Here is a 16903-nt window from a genome sequence, read left to right as displayed (position 1 = left end):
AATTCTTATTTTTTTAATTCTAATAAAACCACATTTTCTACGTGGTGCGTTTGTGGGAACATATCCACTGGCTGGACTTTTATCACTTTGTATTTCTCATCTAAAAGCTCAAGATCACGGGCTTGTGTTGCACTGTTACAACTTACATAAACGATCCTGGGAGCAGAAAGTTGTAGCAATTGTGCCACCACATTTTTATGCATTCCATCGCGCGGTGGGTCTGTAATCACTACATCTGGGGTACCATGTGCTGCAATGAAATCCTCATTAAAAACATCTTTCATATCCCCTACATAGAACTCGGCATTTTCTACCTTATTATACAATGCATTTGCCTGAGCATCTTCAATGGCTTGTGGGATGGATTCAATTCCTACCACTTTGGCAGCTTTTGAAGCCACAAACTGGGCGATGGTTCCAGTCCCTGTGTAGAGGTCGTAAACGATTTGTGAGCCATCAAGTCCTGCAAAATCTCTCGTGATTTTGTACAGTTCATATGCTTGAGCACTATTTGTTTGATAAAAAGACTTAGCACTAATTTTAAACTGCAGACCTTCCATTTCTTCCATAATGTAATCTACACCGTTGTATAGAATCACATCTTGATCATAGATCGTGTCATTAGCTTTCTCGTTAATAATGTATTGCAACGAGGTAATCTGTGGGAAATCTTCTTTCAAATGCTCTAACAAAGCAATGCGATCTTTCGGTTCATCCTGGAAGAACTGGATGACTACCATTACCTCGCCGGTGCTGGACATACGTAGCATTAAAGTTCTTAAGGTACCAGATTTTTCTCGCGGAGAGAAATAGGAGATATTTTTCGCTTTCGCGAAAGCGTGGACACTCAACCTAATCTGCTCCCCAATGGCCGGGTGCAAATGACATTCATCCAAGTGCAAAATCTTGTCCCACATGCCGGGAATGTGAAAGCCAAGTGCTTTTTTATCATCTGCATCGATCTCCATGTCTGACTGAATCTCTTTTAAGGTCAACCAGCGATTTGCAGAAAAGCTGAACTCCATTTTATTGCGATAATAATATTGCTGGTCACTGCCTTTGATAGGCGTGATTTCTGGCAATTCCAGATGTCCTATGCGAGTCAGGTTTTCCGTAACCTCTTTTTGTTTGAAATAGAGCTGGCTATCGTAAGCCATTTCTTGCCATTTGCAACCACCACAAGTATCATAATGTTTACAAACAGGCGTCGTGCGACGGTCAGAAAGCACGTGGAATTTTGTGACATTCCCCTCGTAGAAAGATTTTTTCTTTTTAAAGGTCGTGATATCGACAACATCACCGGGAACGGCATCCGTCAAAAAAATCACGGCACCTTCTTCAGTTTTTGCAACACTTTTACCTCGTGCACCGGCATCCACAACGGGTACGTTCTCAAAGGTTTGCTGGGCTCTTCTTCTTCGTTTAGACATAGGGCTCAAAATTAAGGGAAACCGTCAGATCTTAACGAGTTCTAGACATAATTTTCACTTGTTTTGAAAGCAGAGAATTAACCCTAGATAAGGAAAAAACCTGCTGTGTTTTTGTAAATTGGCACAAACGAATTAAAATACTATTCATGAACGCAGTAGAATCTAAGAAAGCACAACATTTTATAGACATTGAAGATGCTCACGGAGCGCACAACTACCATCCATTACCCGTAGTACTGGAGCGTGGGGAAGGCGTGTATGTATGGGATGTTGATGGAAAACGGTACTATGACTTTTTAAGTGCTTATAGTGCGGTTAACCAGGGTCACTGCCATCCAGCGATTGTAGGAGCCATGGATCAACAGGCGCGCACATTGACACTTACCTCTAGAGCTTTTCATAATAACAAACTGGGTGAATTTGAAAAATACATAACAGAATATTTCAAATTTGATAAAGTGTTGCCCATGAATACTGGGGCAGAGGCCGTTGAGACGGCGATTAAAATCGCCCGTAAATGGGCTTATGAGAAAAAAGGAGTTGAAGAGAAGGATGCCCAGATTATTGTAGTGGATAATAACTTCCATGGTAGAACAACCACCATCATTTCCTTTTCCAATGACGAAAATGCACGGAAAAACTTTGGACCCTACACACCAGGGTTTATAAAGATTCCTTACAATGATATGCCTGCTTTAGAAAAAGCGCTACAACAAGATAATATTGCTGGTTTCATGGTAGAACCTATTCAAGGTGAAGCCGGTGTATTTGTTCCCGCAGACGATTATATGCGTAATGCACGTGACCTTTGTAAAAAACACAATGCGTTATTCATCGCAGATGAAATTCAAACGGGTATCGCTAGAACTGGAGCATTGCTTGCGGTTTGTGGTCAATGCGATTGTCAAGGTCATTGTGAACGTCAGGAAGCTACTTATGCGCGACCAGATATATTGATTTTAGGTAAAGCACTTTCTGGCGGAGCTTATCCAGTGAGCGCTGTTCTTGCAGATAATCACGTTATGGATGTCATTAATCCAGGACAGCACGGAAGTACTTTTGGCGGTAATCCAGTAGCAGCAGCAGTAGGTGTTGCGGCGTTGCAAGTTATCAAAGATGAAAATTTAGCACAGAATGCACGTGAGTTAGGAAACTATTTCAGAGCAAAAATAAATGAATACATAGAAACAACAGATACCGTAGTTCTTGTACGCGGTCGCGGTTTGCTGAATGCCATCGTGATCAATGATTCTGAAGAAGGAGATACGGCCTGGAATATATGTTTAAGATTGCGCGATCACGGTTTGCTAGCTAAGCCAACTCATGGGAACATTATCAGATTTGCACCACCACTGGTTATGAACAAGGAGCAACTGGATGAATGTATCGCAATTATTATCAAGACTCTAAAGGAGTTTGAATAGTTGAAAGAATGATGCAGTCCACATTACTTTGAATTGGTAATTTAAATCCCGGTTGAGACTGAGTTACAAATTTACCATTCAATAGGTTTACTCCAAGTCAGAATGAAGTCACCAAGCAAGTGTGAAGTCACAAATTAAAAGAAAAAGGGAAAGCGTTAGCTTTCCCTTTTTTGGTTTCAAGTGTTCCGGCCTGAAATAGTGATACAGTTATATCATAATTGGCTGCACGCTTCTTGTTGCTTTTCAATCCAGGGTTGGATTTGATCTGATGTTACGCTCGGGTTGTTTTGCATACTTTCCACAGCGTTACGGTAAAATTCGCAGGCAAATTCTGCAGACGTAGAGAGCATCACTATAATGTAAATTACAATTCCAGTAGTAATGATAGAAATAATCAACGCAATGATAGCTACGATTCTAGCAGTCTTCATGGCATTTCCATTACTATAAAGTTCTGGATTTTCTTTGTATTTCTTCAGGCTTTTATTTGCAATGTTAAGTCCTATCGCAGATGTTATGACGCCTATTCCTAGACAGCAACAAAGAAATCCTACGATTGATAATAAGTAAACGGTGGTCGTATTTAATTTTTGCATGATTTGATGGTTTAGCTGGAACTAATATAAGGATTGAGTTTTTAAGTAAAAAAAGGGAAAGCGTTAGCTTTCCCTTTTCAAATTAATTGTTGATTTCTAGAATCTACTCGTCTAAATTTGCTTCTGATTGAGTTCTCATTTGATCGATAAATTCTTGAGGAACTCCTAGGGATTCCATCATCTCGATATTTCGTTCCATCTGCTCTTCCTCTGTAAAAGCAAAGTAGTTGTAAGCCGTATAAGCCGTTGCAATACCAGAAACGATAAGTGCTATCAATGCTACCGTTTTTGCCGTTTTCATTTGTTTGCCGTTAGAATACATTTCTGGATTCGCAGCATATTTTTTCAATTCTTTAGTTGCGATAACAAAAGCAATGATGGAGGCAACAAGGCCAAGTCCCCATGCGCAGCAACATAAAAATCCAACAATGGATAGGATGTAGACTACGGTTGTGTTTAATTTTTGCATGTAATAGTTTTTAGGTTAAGGTTAGTTTGATGATGTAACTCGTAATAATAGTACCAACTGCTATTATAGTCCCCCATAATTTTAATTGCTCACTGTATTTTACGTTCACAAACATATCAAAAATAAGGAAACCTAAGAGAAAAATTATTGGTATTAATGCAGGGTACATTAAAAAGGAACTGATAATATCGCCTTGTAACAATAAAGAAATGGACCGCTGGATACCACATCCAGGACAATCCATTCCTATCATTTGCTTAGTCATACAGGGAAGCATCCAGCTATCACCCATGAAATCTGTCATAAAACTAGTTTGAAATACTCACTTTCGTAGCGCTTACAGCATCATCTGAAGTGGTTACTTTTACAATGTAAATACCAACAGAGAATGCAGTAGTATTAAAAGTGTATTCTTCATTGATGTCTTTTGGATTAGAGCTTGTAACCAGTCTTCCCGCTAGATCATAAACGGATATATTTGAAATATCTTTTCTGTTAACGTTGCGAACCGTAAGCAAACTTTGTGGATTGTTTTGGAAAACGAGCATACCTTCTTCTAGCGCCACATCTCCAGTTCCTAAAGTTGTTTTTTCTTCAAAAACGATTTCATAACGGTCTTTAGTTTCTCCTTTTCCAGTTTCAATCGTGAAACTATCGTTTAAAATATCGTGATAGGTGTTGTTGAGTTTGTCGTGGATGAGAACTTTATCAGTGTCGAAGTTTTCGAAAGCAGTTACCTTAATCTGGAAGCTAGCATCCTGAATATTTGATCTAAACTCTATAGGAACTATTGTCTCATCATTAATTGGCGGAATGGTTTGTATAATTGTTTCCTTTTTCTCGACGGGCATATATATATCTATATCCGTGCGATTCGCATTATTGCTTGCCTCCAGCCCCCAGTCCCAAGCAAAAGTAGCGTTTTCACCAAAAGCCAAAATCATGGGTCTATTGAATTGCTTATTGATAAAAGTGTTGATTCTAATTTTTGGCCTGACAAAAGGTGGATTGTTGTTACCTGTTTGATCACCTGAAGACCCTGGTGCCGATTTGAAAATGCTAGTAGAGGAGTTTTCCTTTTCAAAAATGCGTTGATCGTTTTTAAACGTTACCTCTCCAGGTCCGGATCCTAGAAGAAAATCTCCATCACCTTCTATTATTCCTGGTGTGTTAGGATCATCTGCTAAACTGCGTTGTATTACAAAACCTTGTCCTATTGCCGCGTACCTTCTACTAGCACTTTTAGGAATGCTACCCTCCTCATCAATACCGGGAGGACCACTAAAATTTACAGGGTCTCCATTATTATTATATGTTAAGAATGCAGCGTTTATATACATTCCTTCAGATTTATAGGTTCCATCTGAATTTTTTTCATCGCCGTCAGGAATATAAGCACCATAGCCACCCACATAATCCTGTACATAATGGGTTGTAGATCTAGAATCCCAAAAATAGAGTTGGCCATCAATAATCGGATTACCGCTTGAATCTTCTTTGTTATCGATCATAAACTTTTTCAAATCAAGAGCAGATGGATACGGGTTTCCTACAACAGAAAAATCAGCAGTTGCAACACCTACTTTAATGTCACCATTATTAGGTATACCTCTAAAATCATATCGTTGCCCATATTCATCAGTCAATTCATCAGAACCTTTAATGTTAACTCCACTGATTTCATAAACACCTTTCATTAAAAACCCATACCCGGGAAAAACCACAGCACTTGGATCTGAAATGGATTGAAAACCGTAATACCCAGGAACACCACCATTTCCACCTCCTGGTCCTACTCCTAGACTATTGTAACTGTACAACCATCTAGAAGCTATTTGTAAATCTGAAGTTACGCCAGACATATTCTGTTGATCTGTCCTTCCATCTAGAAAGCTATTACTAAAAGGTAATATTTCAGCTTTTTTTGCATTGATAACTAGATCTGTGTCTGTCGGGCCAAACTGTGCCATCAAAGTAGGAAAATAAAATTGCTTATTTGTAAATCCTTTGTCGGTACCAGAAGTTGCTTGGTCAAATGTTGCAGGGTCATAAACAGGTGATGACCAGTAATTATATGTAAAATTATTCCCCACACCTTCTTGGAAAACGGAAAAGGTTCCCGCTCCAGTGTTTTTTATATTATTATCACCTTGTCTCAATTGAGCCTCATCCCTTAAATAAAATGCAGAACCACCATTGGGAACATTATTAGTAATCGTCGGAGCATCCTTTAAAGTCAACTCCTGAGTAATAAAAATATCCGTCCCCTTGGAATACACAAATGCGTCGTTGATAACATGCATTTGAGCCACAGCCGTAGAAACCACGCCTAATACTAAAAAAAGAAGTGTAATTTTTTTCATAGGAAAACCTTTTACTTGTTGCAAAAATATACTCTTTACTAGAGTAATATCGTTAATTTTAGACACAATTATAAACGTCGAAAATAACATCGGCAAAATACAAATATTATCGATGAACAAATCATCACAGCAGCTTTTTAACGGTGTGTTAATTTTAATAGGCGGTGCATTGTTAGTTTATACTCTGACAGTTACAGATACTAATATCTACGTTCAAGTACTGGGATTGGTTTTATTGATGATAGGAGCTTATCGAGCAAGTAAACATTGGTCAAAACATAAAGACGATCACCTGGATGAAAAGTAAATTCAACATAGGAGACGAAGTGCTCGTTATAGACGATGATCTTAGTGGGACAGTTATTTTCGCGAAAGCGGACCAAATAACAATTACCACCACTGACGACATAGATATTACTTTCCATGAAAATGAGTTGATTCTTGACCAGCGATTTAAAGTGAGCAGGGTCATTGCTAAAAGTGAGCCTGCTCCCAAAAAGCCGAAGCGCAGAATACAGTCCCGTAAAAAAGCAGCTTTTATACCAGCAGTTGAAGTTGATTTACACATCCATAACCTAACCGAGAATCAGAGAGGAATGGATAATTATGACATGCTTAATTTACAAATCGATACCGCACGTGATAAAATCGAGTGGGCACATCGCAGTAATATTCCTAAGTTGGTTTTTATCCACGGTGTAGGCGAGGGCGTCCTCAAACAAGAGCTTGATTACCTTTTCCAGCGATATGACTATCTGAAATACTACGATGCAGATTATCAAAAGTATGGTAAGGGCGCTACTGAGGTGTATCTATTTCAAAACGCGAAAATTAAGGATTAGTCGATTCCATTTCTGTAAAATCTGGAGTAACTCTCACTTGGTATTGAGGTCTGATAAAGGTGCCAAAATTATTGAAGTTATCAAAAACGACTTCTTCATTATCACGAGTCAAAATCAAATTTTCCAAACGTAATGTGAGTTGTGCAGTTCTTGAATAGCTATGTTCTTTAAAAAGGTCAATGGCAGGGCTTGCAGCTGTTGCAACTGACGGATTTAAGTAATTGGGCAGCGTTCCAGTCATATCATTCCGAGGATCTAAGTCACCGTTTAAATCTTCCTGAATGGTTAAGATACCGTCGCCATCATCATCATTATCAAGATAATCTAGGATGCCATCACCATCCGTATCCCGGCTCATAGATATTGACACAACACCATCAATAATAACAACGCCCTCATCGACAGTGGGAACATTATCCCCATCATCGTCAAAATCAACTTTATCTTCCAGACCATCACCGTCTGTATCCTGTCCTGACGGCTCCTGATTAGAAGGCACGCCATCATTGTCTGTGTCCACGTTTGGAGCTTCTGTATTTGTCAATGCAGCTTGACTGGTCAATGACTGATTTTCAGTGGTGATAAAAAATCTTCCTGCTGCAGATTTCAATGCGTCATTAACACGTGGTTCTGCAGGTGGTACAGAACTACAAAAATAGTCAGTTCCAGGAGCGGCATCGTACTTCCTGTATTCCACTGTATTTGCTGGGCCTATATCAAAAGGACCATAAGTGTCGTCTACATTGAAAATTTCTTCATTTGTTGTGAATTGTAAACTCAGACTTTCAAAATTGGTATTGTCAACTTTGTAAAACACATAATTTCTGGAACCATCGGTAGCTTGCGGGAGGCAAGCTTTTAAATCAATACCATCAAAACTAAAGTCTTCAATGATAATATCACCATCATCACAGCCGGCAACAGCAATTAACAAAAAAGCGTAAATAATTTTCTTCATATCGCAAAGGTAGTATATCATTATAGAGAAAGGATAACGGTTATTGAGTGTGAAAATTTTATTTTTGCAGGATGAAGCAAGTTTATCTAGATAACGCCGCAACAACTCAATTGCGTCCTGAAGTTGTGAATCGCATGGCAGAAGTCATGTCGGATAATTATGGAAATCCTAGTTCCACCCATAGCTATGGTCGCAGTGCTAAATCGCTCGTTGAAACCGCTCGCAAGAATATTGCAAAGCAATTAAATGTGTCTGCTGCTGAAATTATTTTCACATCTGGTGGAACTGAGGCTGATAACCTTGCCATCCATAGCTGCGTCCGGGATCTTGATGTTAAGCGCATTATCACGACAGGTATTGAGCATCATGCGGTTGTTTACATTGTGGACTATTGTAAGGAGAAATATGGAGTTCACGTAGATCATGTGCAGCTTCAGGAATGTGGAACTCCAGATTATTTGCATTTGGAAAAATTGCTGACGGAATCAGATCAGAAAACACTGGTTTCTCTTATGCATATTAATAATGAGATAGGAAATCGACTTGATATTGATCGGGTAGGGGCTTTGTGTAAAAAACACGATGCTCTATTTCATAGCGATTGTGTGCAGTCCGTGGGGCATTATGAAATGGATTTAGGTGCGATCCCAGTAGATTTCACAGCAGTTAGCGCGCATAAATTTCATGGTCCTAAGGGAGTAGGCTTTGCTTTTATTAGAAAAGGAACCGGTTTAAAGCCATTAATACTGGGAGGTTCTCAGGAGCGTGGTATCCGTGCCGGTACAGAAAGTGTGCACAATATCGTTGGGATGGATGTAGCGATGCAAATGGCTTATGAACATCTTGAAAAAGACCGTGCTTATATTAAGGAGTTAAAAGAATATTTTAAAAGTGAGCTCAAGGCGAAAATCGACGGAATCAAATTCAATGGAAAATGCGGAGATTCTGATAACTCGACCTATACGTTACTAAATGTGTGTTTGCCATGTCCAGCAGATAAAGCGGCAATGCTGTTGTTTACCATGGATTTGAAAGGAATCGCCTGTTCTAAAGGAAGCGCTTGTCAAAGCGGAAGTCAAAAAGGTTCTCACGTGCTCACTCAAGTTTTAAGTGATGAAGATATGGATAAACCTAGTTTAAGGTTTAGCTTCTCGATTTATAATACTAAGGAAGAATTGGATTATGTAGTTGGAGTGTTGAAGGATTATTTGGATGGGATAAAGAATTAATTTTATCTGAGATTACAAGTCGGGTTTGTAGATCAATTGATCATAAGGCTACAACTATTTCTTATTAGCTTGACAATGAATAAAGCAGAATAAAATATAATGCAGGTAGAGAACCAACAATTGTCAATAATATTTTTTTCTTAAGGCTATGTTTTTTGTTTATCCAAATTATTAGTGGAAACATGAATGATAAAGCAAAGGCCAAATACACCATTCCCTTAGATATTAAAATACCGTAATCATAGATGTAACTATTTTGAGAAAACCTGAAGGTTTCGAATTGTCCTTTCAAAAGAATATTTTGAGCTAAAAGACAGTAAATCCCTACTAATAACAGCAAAGGAGATAAGACAATATTCCGTTTTTCTTTTTCGTTAGCTAACATTTTGAATTTTTTTGTAAATCGTGGAATTCTACGTTTAAAGTTAAAATCTCCATTTAGAAAATCTTACATAAAAAGTTTCAATACAATCCTTCCTGACATAAAATTACCTAGGTAATTTGCGGATTTTAAGCTACCAATAATTAATTGAGCGGTCAATAATCATTTATCGAACTTACTAAACTCAGCCGAAGTGTAGCGGTTTTTCGTTAATAAATCAAAACCTTGCCACCAACCTAAAATTTAAAACCCGTGGAGTTAAGAAATTTGGAATACCAATCTGGCGGTTGGAAGCAATGTCGCGCACCCAGATGTTTGTAATGCTATTCTGATTATCAAAAATATTATAAAGCTCTGCACCTATGTAGAATTCCTCAAACATATCGAAAGTTTTACTTTCATTCTTATCATCCTTGAAAACGTAGTTAATTCCTAAATCGGCACGGCGGTAATCCCGCAAACGGAACTGGTAGTCGTATGGATCTGCATAACTGGGGGAACCTCCAGGTAGACCGGTGTTGTAAACTAGGTTCAAATACATTCTAAGCTGCGGCATGTTAGGAACATAATCTTGAAACAACATAGCAAATTTCAAACGTTGATCGGTAGGTCGGGAAATGAAACCGCGATCGTTGAGGTTTTCTTCCGTCTTTAAATATCCAGCCGATATCCAGCTTTCGGTTCCTTTGATAAACTCACCGTTTAACCGCAGATCCAGGCCATAGGCATAGGCTTTGGCATCATTATTTGCTCGGTATCGTATGCGTACATTTTCTAAAGTATAAGTGTTGACATCAGTTAGATTCTTATAGTAAACTTCAGAAGTCAATTTGAAAGGTCGATCATTCATGGTAAAACTCCAGTCGTTACCCAGGACAAAATGCACCGATTTCTGAGCTTTTACATCTGGTATAACAGCGCCATTGTCGTCACGCAATTCTCTGTAAAATGGTGGTTGATAATAAATTCCAGTAGATAAACGAAATAGCATATCTGTACTTGCCCAGTCCGGTTTGATTGCAAATTGCCCACGTGGAGAAAGTACCGTCTGTGTAGAATTCTTAAAAGCATCCCCAGAAACCGTCCAGTTGTGAACGCGTCCACCTAAATTCCAAAACACCTCACTATCGCCCCAGTAACCGCGACTGCTGTATTGCGCATATGCTTGAATACGCTGGATCTGCACTTCATTATTTGCACGAATAGAGGTAAAAGGAGCTAACGGAGCATCAAACGAATTATAAGGCTCATCGTTTCTAAAGCCACCATCTGGCGGTCTAACATTAAAACCAGCACTATCAACAACATTGTATTCCCGGACGCGATCGCGTATATCCTCCAGATTATATTTAACTCCCCAGTCCAGCTGATCGTTGGAAATACCCTCTTTCTTAAAAACATATGTTCCGCGATGTTCAACAGTAGCTATTAATGCGTCCAGATCATTACGGCCGTGTTCCAGTTCTGAGCCTATTCCAGTCACAAAATCCACCTGTCCAAAATCTCGACTCCCTATATCCGTATTTGGGTTTCCTATTCCATAGCGGGCGAGAATATCATAATGTTCTTGTTCCTGAGTCAGATAAACGCTGGAAATAAAACGCAGATTCAATCGCTCGTTCACGTCATAACTGGCTTTTGCAGCGCCAAAATAAGTTTCGTATTGATCTTGCTCCTGACCTTCATAATCAATGACCACCGCAATAGGTTCGTTTATGGTACCAAAATTAGTTTGTCGATCTTCCGGCATGAAATCATAGCTGTTGACAGCGATGTTTCCTAAAAATGCCAGTTCAAATTTGGGACTGACTCTATAGGTAATATAGGTTTGTGCATCGTAAAATCTCGGTACGGCGCTCGCCTGGGTTTCCAGAGAATTGATGAATAAACTATTGTCTCTGTAGCGCAATCCAGCTGTGGCAGTCAACGCTTTCGCGAAAGCGGTTCCCTCAACAAATGCATTAACGCCCAACAAACTCGCATCAACACCAGCGCTCAAATCCGTTGGGCGGCGGTATTCAATGTCAAGAACAGAACTCAATTTATCACCATATTTTGCCTGAAAACCTCCTGCCGAAAAGTCCACGCTGCGCACCAGGTCTGTATTGACAACACTCAAACCTTCCTGCTGTCCATTGCGGATTAAGAACGGTCTGTAAACCTCAATCTCGTTAATATAGACAAGGTTTTCATCATAATTTCCACCACGCACCGCATATTGAGTGCTCAGTTCATTATTGTTATTCACACCCGGTAGCGACATTAAAATATTCTCAACACCGGGCTGTGCGCCAGGAATCCGACGTATCAATTGAGGATCAATAGTAGTTACACCAGTAAATTCACGGGTAGAAGTCGAACTTATGGTAACGGGCGCAATCTGTTCCACATTGACTTTAAAAACAGGGTTTATTTCTAGAATCTCATTTGTTTTGAGAATTAGGTTTTTAAACAGGATAGATTTGTAAGAAATACTGGAAAACTGAAGTTCTATAAGTGTATTTGACGGAACCTTGATTTGATAATAACCATTAGAATTACTGCTGCTGCCTAATGTGGTTCCTATAATGGAAACATTTGCATTGTTAACCGGCTGTTGCTGCTCATTTAAAATCACACCTTGAACGATAGATTCCTGCGCAAAACTGAGGGTAGTTACGACAAATAATAAGCTAAATAGATAGTATTTCAATGCGGCTGGTTATTCCTTACGTTTGAAGTTGGCTTCAAATTTACTGCTATTTCCTACGTCGTCCGTCACGATAACAATAAGTTCATTATCAGGATCGGTAATTACAGCATCATCAAAATCATAAGTGATCAAGTTTGTTTTATAATCATATTCCATGAGTATAAACTTACCGTTAATTGTAGCGCGATAGGCCTTAATACCCGTTTCCCTGTCGCTTATTTTTAATTTTAAGTTTCTGTTTTTACTGATCCATTGTCCGTCTTTAAAATTAACGGGAACTATAGATGGTGGTTTAGTATCCTTACGTATCGCATAAGTCCCTAATGTTTTTGTGAAAGCCGTTAAAGTATTGCCGCTCAATCTGGAAGGAGTGTGATAAGCTGCTCCCCATGATGTAATTCTCGCTAGATAATATTTGCTCATATCATCACCTGTCTTGCTTTTCATATCGTAATTGATGACCATACTTTTATGCAGTGGGATGACATCTTCATGAACTTTCAAGACATCTGCATTTTCATTGATGTCTAGAAATGTGTCTTCATATAAAGTGCCTTTAAGTATGGTAAGGGTGTAGGAACCTTGAGTTGTTGTAAAGCTTTCATTGTGAGCAACGAGAATGGCATTTTTTGTATCTACTGGAATAAGATCTTCAACCTTTTGTTCATTATCAATGTCCACATTGATTTCACTTTCGTTGCCTTTAAAGTCGGTTATTGAAATTTTATAATTGTGCTGGGTTCCGGGATTATAAAGTTTTAGCTTACCGTTGTCAACAGATTCTCTATACATACTTAAAGGACTGCCGTCAGGAACATATAATTTAGAGATTCTACTCTTGGAGTTTTTGAAATGCTCATAATCAATCATCTGGTTTATATATCGCGTTTCATCAAAACCGAACTGGTCAAAAATCATTTCAAAACTAGGCTTTCCGTTAAAGTAGGTTTTAATGTCGTAAACTCCATTTTGATTATTAGAGCCGTCCATTTGATCATTTGTATTCACACCTATTCCTATTTCTCCGTAGGCAGAAAATGTTTCGGTTTTGAACTTGTTTCCTTTTAATGGGATCAATCGCAACATTTGGGATTGGTTTTTACCATTTATAGTAGATTCTGCGTTCAGCGGATAAGCCTTCACTTGTTTTACTAAAGGTTCCCGTGAATCCGGAATTTCAATACCAAATAGCATAGGGTTTGTAGGACGCTCTGCGCTGTTGCGTATTTCAAAATGTAAATGTGGACCTCCACTGCCACCGGTATTACCGCTGTAGGCAACCCATTCACCTGGATCTACACGCAATTCTAGATCATCAGGATACAACTGTATTTCATAATCTTCATTTGCGTATTGTTTTGCTTTTACATATTCCTCGATCCGTGGCGCAAACTTTTCCAGGTGTGCATAAACCGTGGTATAACCATTGGGATGGGTTATGTAAAGTGCTTTTCCATATCCATAGGTTTCAATTTTAATACGGCTTACATATCCAGAAGCTGCCGCATAGACCTTGGCACCGGTGCGCTGGTTAGTTTTGATATCCATACCGCTGTGAAAATGGTTAGATCTCAATTCACCAAAAGAGCCACTCAATTTAAGCTCAATATCCAGTGGATTTTGAAAATAGTCTTGTGGAAGATTTTGTGGTGTTTGGCTTTCGCCAAAGCGAACTAAAAACAATCCCAGTAACAATAAAATAAAATATTTTCTATGCATGATCTAAATATATGGTGGTAGGAGCGCTCCTCAAAAGGATTTCAAACTTTGTTCCATAAATATTTGGATTGTCTCAGGGGAATCCTAATTTTGTAGGAACTGCATTAATTTTGCTTGTATGTCAAAGGCCTTGAAACAAATAGATCAGATTGAGCTAAAGATCAAGACTTTGATAGACGAAAACCTGCGACTTCAAGGAGAAGCTGTCGATAATCTGGAAAGAATCGATGGCCTAGAAAAGGAATTAAAGGAGGCACAGGAAGAGATTTGTAATAGTGCTGAGAACACTATAGCGCTTAAAACAGCAAATGCGATGTTAGGTAGTGACGATTACAAAACAAAAACAAAACTCAAGATCAATGCACTTGTAAGAGAAATCGATCAGTGTATTGCACAATTAGCATAGTGTGGAAAATAAACTCAAAATCAAAATTTCGATTGCAGATAGGGTTTATCCGCTAACTATTGATCCCTCACGGGAAGAAGGACTGCGCAAGGCGGCAAAAAGTATCCAGGATATGATGAAGCAACTGGAACAAAGTTATGCCGTACGCGATAAACAGGACGTACTTGCTATGTGCGCATTGCAGTTTGCTGCAAGATCTGAGCAACATATTATTGACAAGAGTGATGACCATGAGGAAGTTCAGGATCGGCTGCAGATTCTAGATGACTTATTGAATCAACATTTGTCATAGACGTTCTTTAAACACAAACAGTTACTACCTGCACTTGTTTCATTTTTTGGTGAACTCAACAATTAATTCTTTAAAAAGGGTGAGTCGTGGTTGTAAAAGCAAGCCGTGCCTAGAGCCGGATCCTTGATCAGCCAGTTAGCCTTAAACTTTATTTAGGGAGTTCATACAAAACCGAACTTGTGCAGGTTTTTTTATTTATAACAATCATGGAGACCAATATAATAGTAATCATTAGTGCGATCGTCGCACTAATTATAGGCCTAGCAATAGGCTTTTTCATTGCAAAATCAATAGTTGAAAAAGGTAAACCTTCCCAACTCATCGCAGATGCTAGAAAAGAAGCGGAATCACTAGTTAAAGACGCTCAAGTAAAAGGTGAAAAAATAAAATCTGAAAAAACCTACAGAGCTAAAGAGAAGTTCATTGAACTCAAGTCTGCACATGAAAAGGATATCATGCAGCGAGAGAAGAAAATGGAGGATGCAGAAAAAAGAGTGAAAGATAAAGAGTCTAAAGTATCAAATGAACTGGCTCAAAATAAAAGACTGACCCAGAGCCTAGACAGCAAAGTCAAGGATCTTGATGATAAACGAGAAGCTTTTTCTAAGAAGCAGGAGGAAATTGAAAAAACGCATTCTCAACAAATCAAGCAGTTGGAAGTCATCAGTGGTATGTCTGGAGAAGATGCTAAAAAACAATTAGTAGAATCCTTGAAAGACACAGCTCGAACGGAAGCGATGTCGATCATACAAGACACCATTGAAGAGGCAAAACTTACGGCCCAACAAGAAGCCCGTAAGGTAATTATCAATACGATCCAACGTATAGGAACTGAGGAAGCCGTAGAAAACTGCGTATCTGTTTTTAATCTGGAAAGTGATGATGTCAAAGGTAGAATCATCGGTCGTGAGGGTCGCAACATACGCGCCATCGAGGCAGCTACTGGTGTTGAAATTATTGTAGATGACACGCCAGATGCGATTATCTTAAGTTGTTTTGATTCGGTTAGACGTGAAGTAGCTCGTTTGTCACTGCACAAACTGGTTACCGACGGTAGGATTCACCCAGCTCGTATTGAAGAAGTAGTTGCAAAAACAAGAAAGCAAATTGATCAGGAAATTGCGGAGGTTGGGAAAAGAACCGTTATCGATCTAGGAATTCATGGATTACATCCAGAACTGATCAAAATGGTAGGAAGAATGAAGTACAGATCTTCTTATGGACAAAACCTATTACAACACAGTAGGGAAGTAGCAAAATTGTGTGGAACCATGGCAGCAGAACTTGGTTTGAATGCAAAACTTGCTAAACGTGCCGGTTTACTTCACGACATAGGAAAGGTTCCTGAAGATGATGATGAGACTCCTCACGCAATCCTAGGGATGAAGCTAGCTGAAAAGCATGGTGAAAAGCCAGAAGTTTGTAACGCGATAGGAGCTCACCACGATGAGATAGAAATGACCTCTTTACTATCTCCTATTGTTCAAGTATGTGATGCCATAAGCGGCGCGCGCCCTGGAGCTAGAAGACAGGTGCTGGATTCTTACATCAAGCGTTTGAAGGATCTTGAGGATATTGCATTCGGTTTTGGTGGGGTAGAGAAAGCATATGCAATCCAGGCAGGTAGAGAATTGAGAGTGATGGTAGAAAGCGAAAAGATCTCTGACGAGCGCGCTGGCCAATTATCCTTTGAAATTTCGCAAAAAATTCAGACTGATATGACTTATCCAGGTCAGGTTAAAGTTACCGTGATTAGGGAAACTAGGGCTGTGAATATAGCCAAGTAACCAATTTTAGCTATGTGCTATGAGCTATAATTTTTGAGTATAACTTCTACAAGTAAAAGCTATTGGAAGTTATTGGTCCGAATTTTAAAATCTGGATCTCAAATAAATTGAAATAGAAAAATCCGTGGATGTATCATCCACGGATTTTTTCGTTCAAAATTATATGCGAGTTCCGGAATAATTAGGCATAGAGTTTCATGCTTCCTAATATATAATGGCTCGATTCTCTTATGATGATACTGCGTGTGTCATCATTTTATTGATTCTAATGAAAGAATAATACTAGCCAAAAGCATGGTCAACACAATCACAAA

Annotated in this window: 16 protein-coding genes and 1 other RNA gene; 8 read left to right on the top strand and 9 right to left on the bottom strand. The window is 39.0% G+C overall.

The features are described 5' to 3' along the window. Window positions 1-5: 5 nt before the first annotated feature. Window positions 6-1430, bottom strand: coding sequence for a 23S rRNA (uracil(1939)-C(5))-methyltransferase RlmD (gene rlmD, locus IQ282_RS05005; RefSeq protein WP_194850756.1), 1425 nt, complete (start codon window positions 1428-1430; stop codon window positions 6-8). A 146-nt stretch (window positions 1431-1576) separates the two neighbouring features. Here rlmD and rocD point away from each other — a divergent pair, with 146 nt between their 5' ends. Continuing rightward, entirely contained in the window at window positions 1577-2854 is a 1278-nt protein-coding gene (gene rocD / locus IQ282_RS05000; RefSeq protein WP_194850755.1) for an ornithine--oxo-acid transaminase, read from the top strand. Between the two features lie 212 nt (window positions 2855-3066). Here the strand turns inward: rocD and IQ282_RS04995 are convergent, their stop codons facing one another. The 4 genes from IQ282_RS04995 to IQ282_RS04980 form a co-directional block, all read right to left on the bottom strand. Continuing rightward, on the bottom strand, window positions 3067-3450 hold the full coding sequence (locus IQ282_RS04995; protein WP_194850754.1) for a CCC motif membrane protein: 384 nt from the start codon (window positions 3448-3450) through the stop codon (window positions 3067-3069). Window positions 3451-3553: 103 nt separating this feature from the next. Then, the gene (locus tag IQ282_RS04990; protein ID WP_194850753.1) at window positions 3554-3919 is read right to left on the bottom strand and encodes a CCC motif membrane protein; all 366 of its coding nucleotides are present in this window, start codon (window positions 3917-3919) and stop codon (window positions 3554-3556) included. A 10-nt stretch (window positions 3920-3929) separates the two neighbouring features. Then, a complete protein-coding gene (locus IQ282_RS04985) occupies window positions 3930-4223 on the bottom strand; it encodes a DUF2752 domain-containing protein (RefSeq protein WP_194850752.1) in 294 nt (97 codons plus the stop codon). Between the two features lie 4 nt (window positions 4224-4227). Continuing rightward, the gene (locus IQ282_RS04980) at window positions 4228-6282 is read right to left on the bottom strand and encodes a T9SS type A sorting domain-containing protein (protein ID WP_194850751.1); all 2055 of its coding nucleotides are present in this window, start codon (window positions 6280-6282) and stop codon (window positions 4228-4230) included. Window positions 6283-6394: 112 nt separating this feature from the next. Here IQ282_RS04980 and IQ282_RS04975 point away from each other — a divergent pair, with 112 nt between their 5' ends. After that, the gene (locus IQ282_RS04975) at window positions 6395-6589 is read left to right on the top strand and encodes a hypothetical protein (protein ID WP_194850750.1); all 195 of its coding nucleotides are present in this window, start codon (window positions 6395-6397) and stop codon (window positions 6587-6589) included. Continuing rightward, window positions 6579-7124 (top strand): Smr/MutS family protein, encoded by a 546-nt coding sequence (locus IQ282_RS04970; RefSeq protein ID WP_194850749.1) that lies wholly within the window; start codon window positions 6579-6581, stop codon window positions 7122-7124. Before IQ282_RS04975 ends, IQ282_RS04970 begins: the two co-directional genes overlap by 11 nt. Here the strand turns inward: IQ282_RS04970 and IQ282_RS04965 are convergent. Continuing rightward, complete coding sequence (locus IQ282_RS04965) at window positions 7114-8082, bottom strand: hypothetical protein (RefSeq protein ID WP_194850748.1); 969 nt, start codon at window positions 8080-8082, stop codon at window positions 7114-7116. The genes IQ282_RS04970 and IQ282_RS04965 overlap by 11 nt on opposite strands. 71 nt (window positions 8083-8153) lie before the next feature. Here IQ282_RS04965 and IQ282_RS04960 point away from each other — a divergent pair, with 71 nt between their 5' ends. Continuing rightward, entirely contained in the window at window positions 8154-9311 is a 1158-nt protein-coding gene (locus IQ282_RS04960; protein WP_194850747.1) for a cysteine desulfurase family protein, read from the top strand. Between the two features lie 64 nt (window positions 9312-9375). On the opposite strand, the gene IQ282_RS04955 is transcribed toward IQ282_RS04960, so the two are convergent. From IQ282_RS04955 to IQ282_RS04945, 3 genes are all read right to left on the bottom strand, one after another. Beyond that, on the bottom strand, window positions 9376-9696 hold the full coding sequence (locus tag IQ282_RS04955; RefSeq protein WP_194850746.1) for a hypothetical protein: 321 nt from the start codon (window positions 9694-9696) through the stop codon (window positions 9376-9378). A 214-nt stretch (window positions 9697-9910) separates the two neighbouring features. Then, window positions 9911-12385 carry a TonB-dependent receptor gene (locus IQ282_RS04950; RefSeq protein ID WP_194850745.1) on the bottom strand — a complete coding sequence of 825 codons (2475 nt, stop codon included), beginning with the start codon at window positions 12383-12385 and terminating at the stop codon, window positions 9911-9913. 9 nt (window positions 12386-12394) lie between these two features. Then, a complete protein-coding gene (locus IQ282_RS04945; protein ID WP_194850744.1) occupies window positions 12395-14104 on the bottom strand; it encodes a M23 family metallopeptidase in 1710 nt (569 codons plus the stop codon). Between the two features lie 118 nt (window positions 14105-14222). Here IQ282_RS04945 and IQ282_RS04940 point away from each other — a divergent pair, with 118 nt between their 5' ends. The 4 genes from IQ282_RS04940 to rny all read left to right on the top strand — a co-directional run bounded on the left by IQ282_RS04940 (window position 14223) and on the right by rny (window position 16589). Continuing rightward, window positions 14223-14510, top strand: a complete 288-nt coding sequence (locus IQ282_RS04940) for a hypothetical protein (protein ID WP_194850743.1) — start codon at window positions 14223-14225, stop codon at window positions 14508-14510. A gap of 1 nt (window position 14511) precedes the next feature. Next, complete coding sequence (locus IQ282_RS04935; protein WP_194850742.1) at window positions 14512-14802, top strand: cell division protein ZapA; 291 nt, start codon at window positions 14512-14514, stop codon at window positions 14800-14802. Between the two features lie 53 nt (window positions 14803-14855). Continuing rightward, a non-coding RNA gene (gene ssrS, locus IQ282_RS04930) (6S RNA) lies at window positions 14856-14965 on the top strand. A 43-nt stretch (window positions 14966-15008) separates the two neighbouring features. Further along, window positions 15009-16589 carry a ribonuclease Y gene (rny, locus tag IQ282_RS04925; protein ID WP_194850741.1) on the top strand — a complete coding sequence of 527 codons (1581 nt, stop codon included), beginning with the start codon at window positions 15009-15011 and terminating at the stop codon, window positions 16587-16589. Window positions 16590-16903 lie beyond the last annotated feature (314 nt).

The sequence above is a fragment of the Nonlabens antarcticus genome (assembly GCF_015356755.1).
GTDB classification, from domain to species: domain Bacteria; phylum Bacteroidota; class Bacteroidia; order Flavobacteriales; family Flavobacteriaceae; genus Nonlabens; species Nonlabens antarcticus.
Note: the sequence above shows the minus strand (reverse complement) of the source record. Positions and strands in the feature narration are given on the sequence as shown.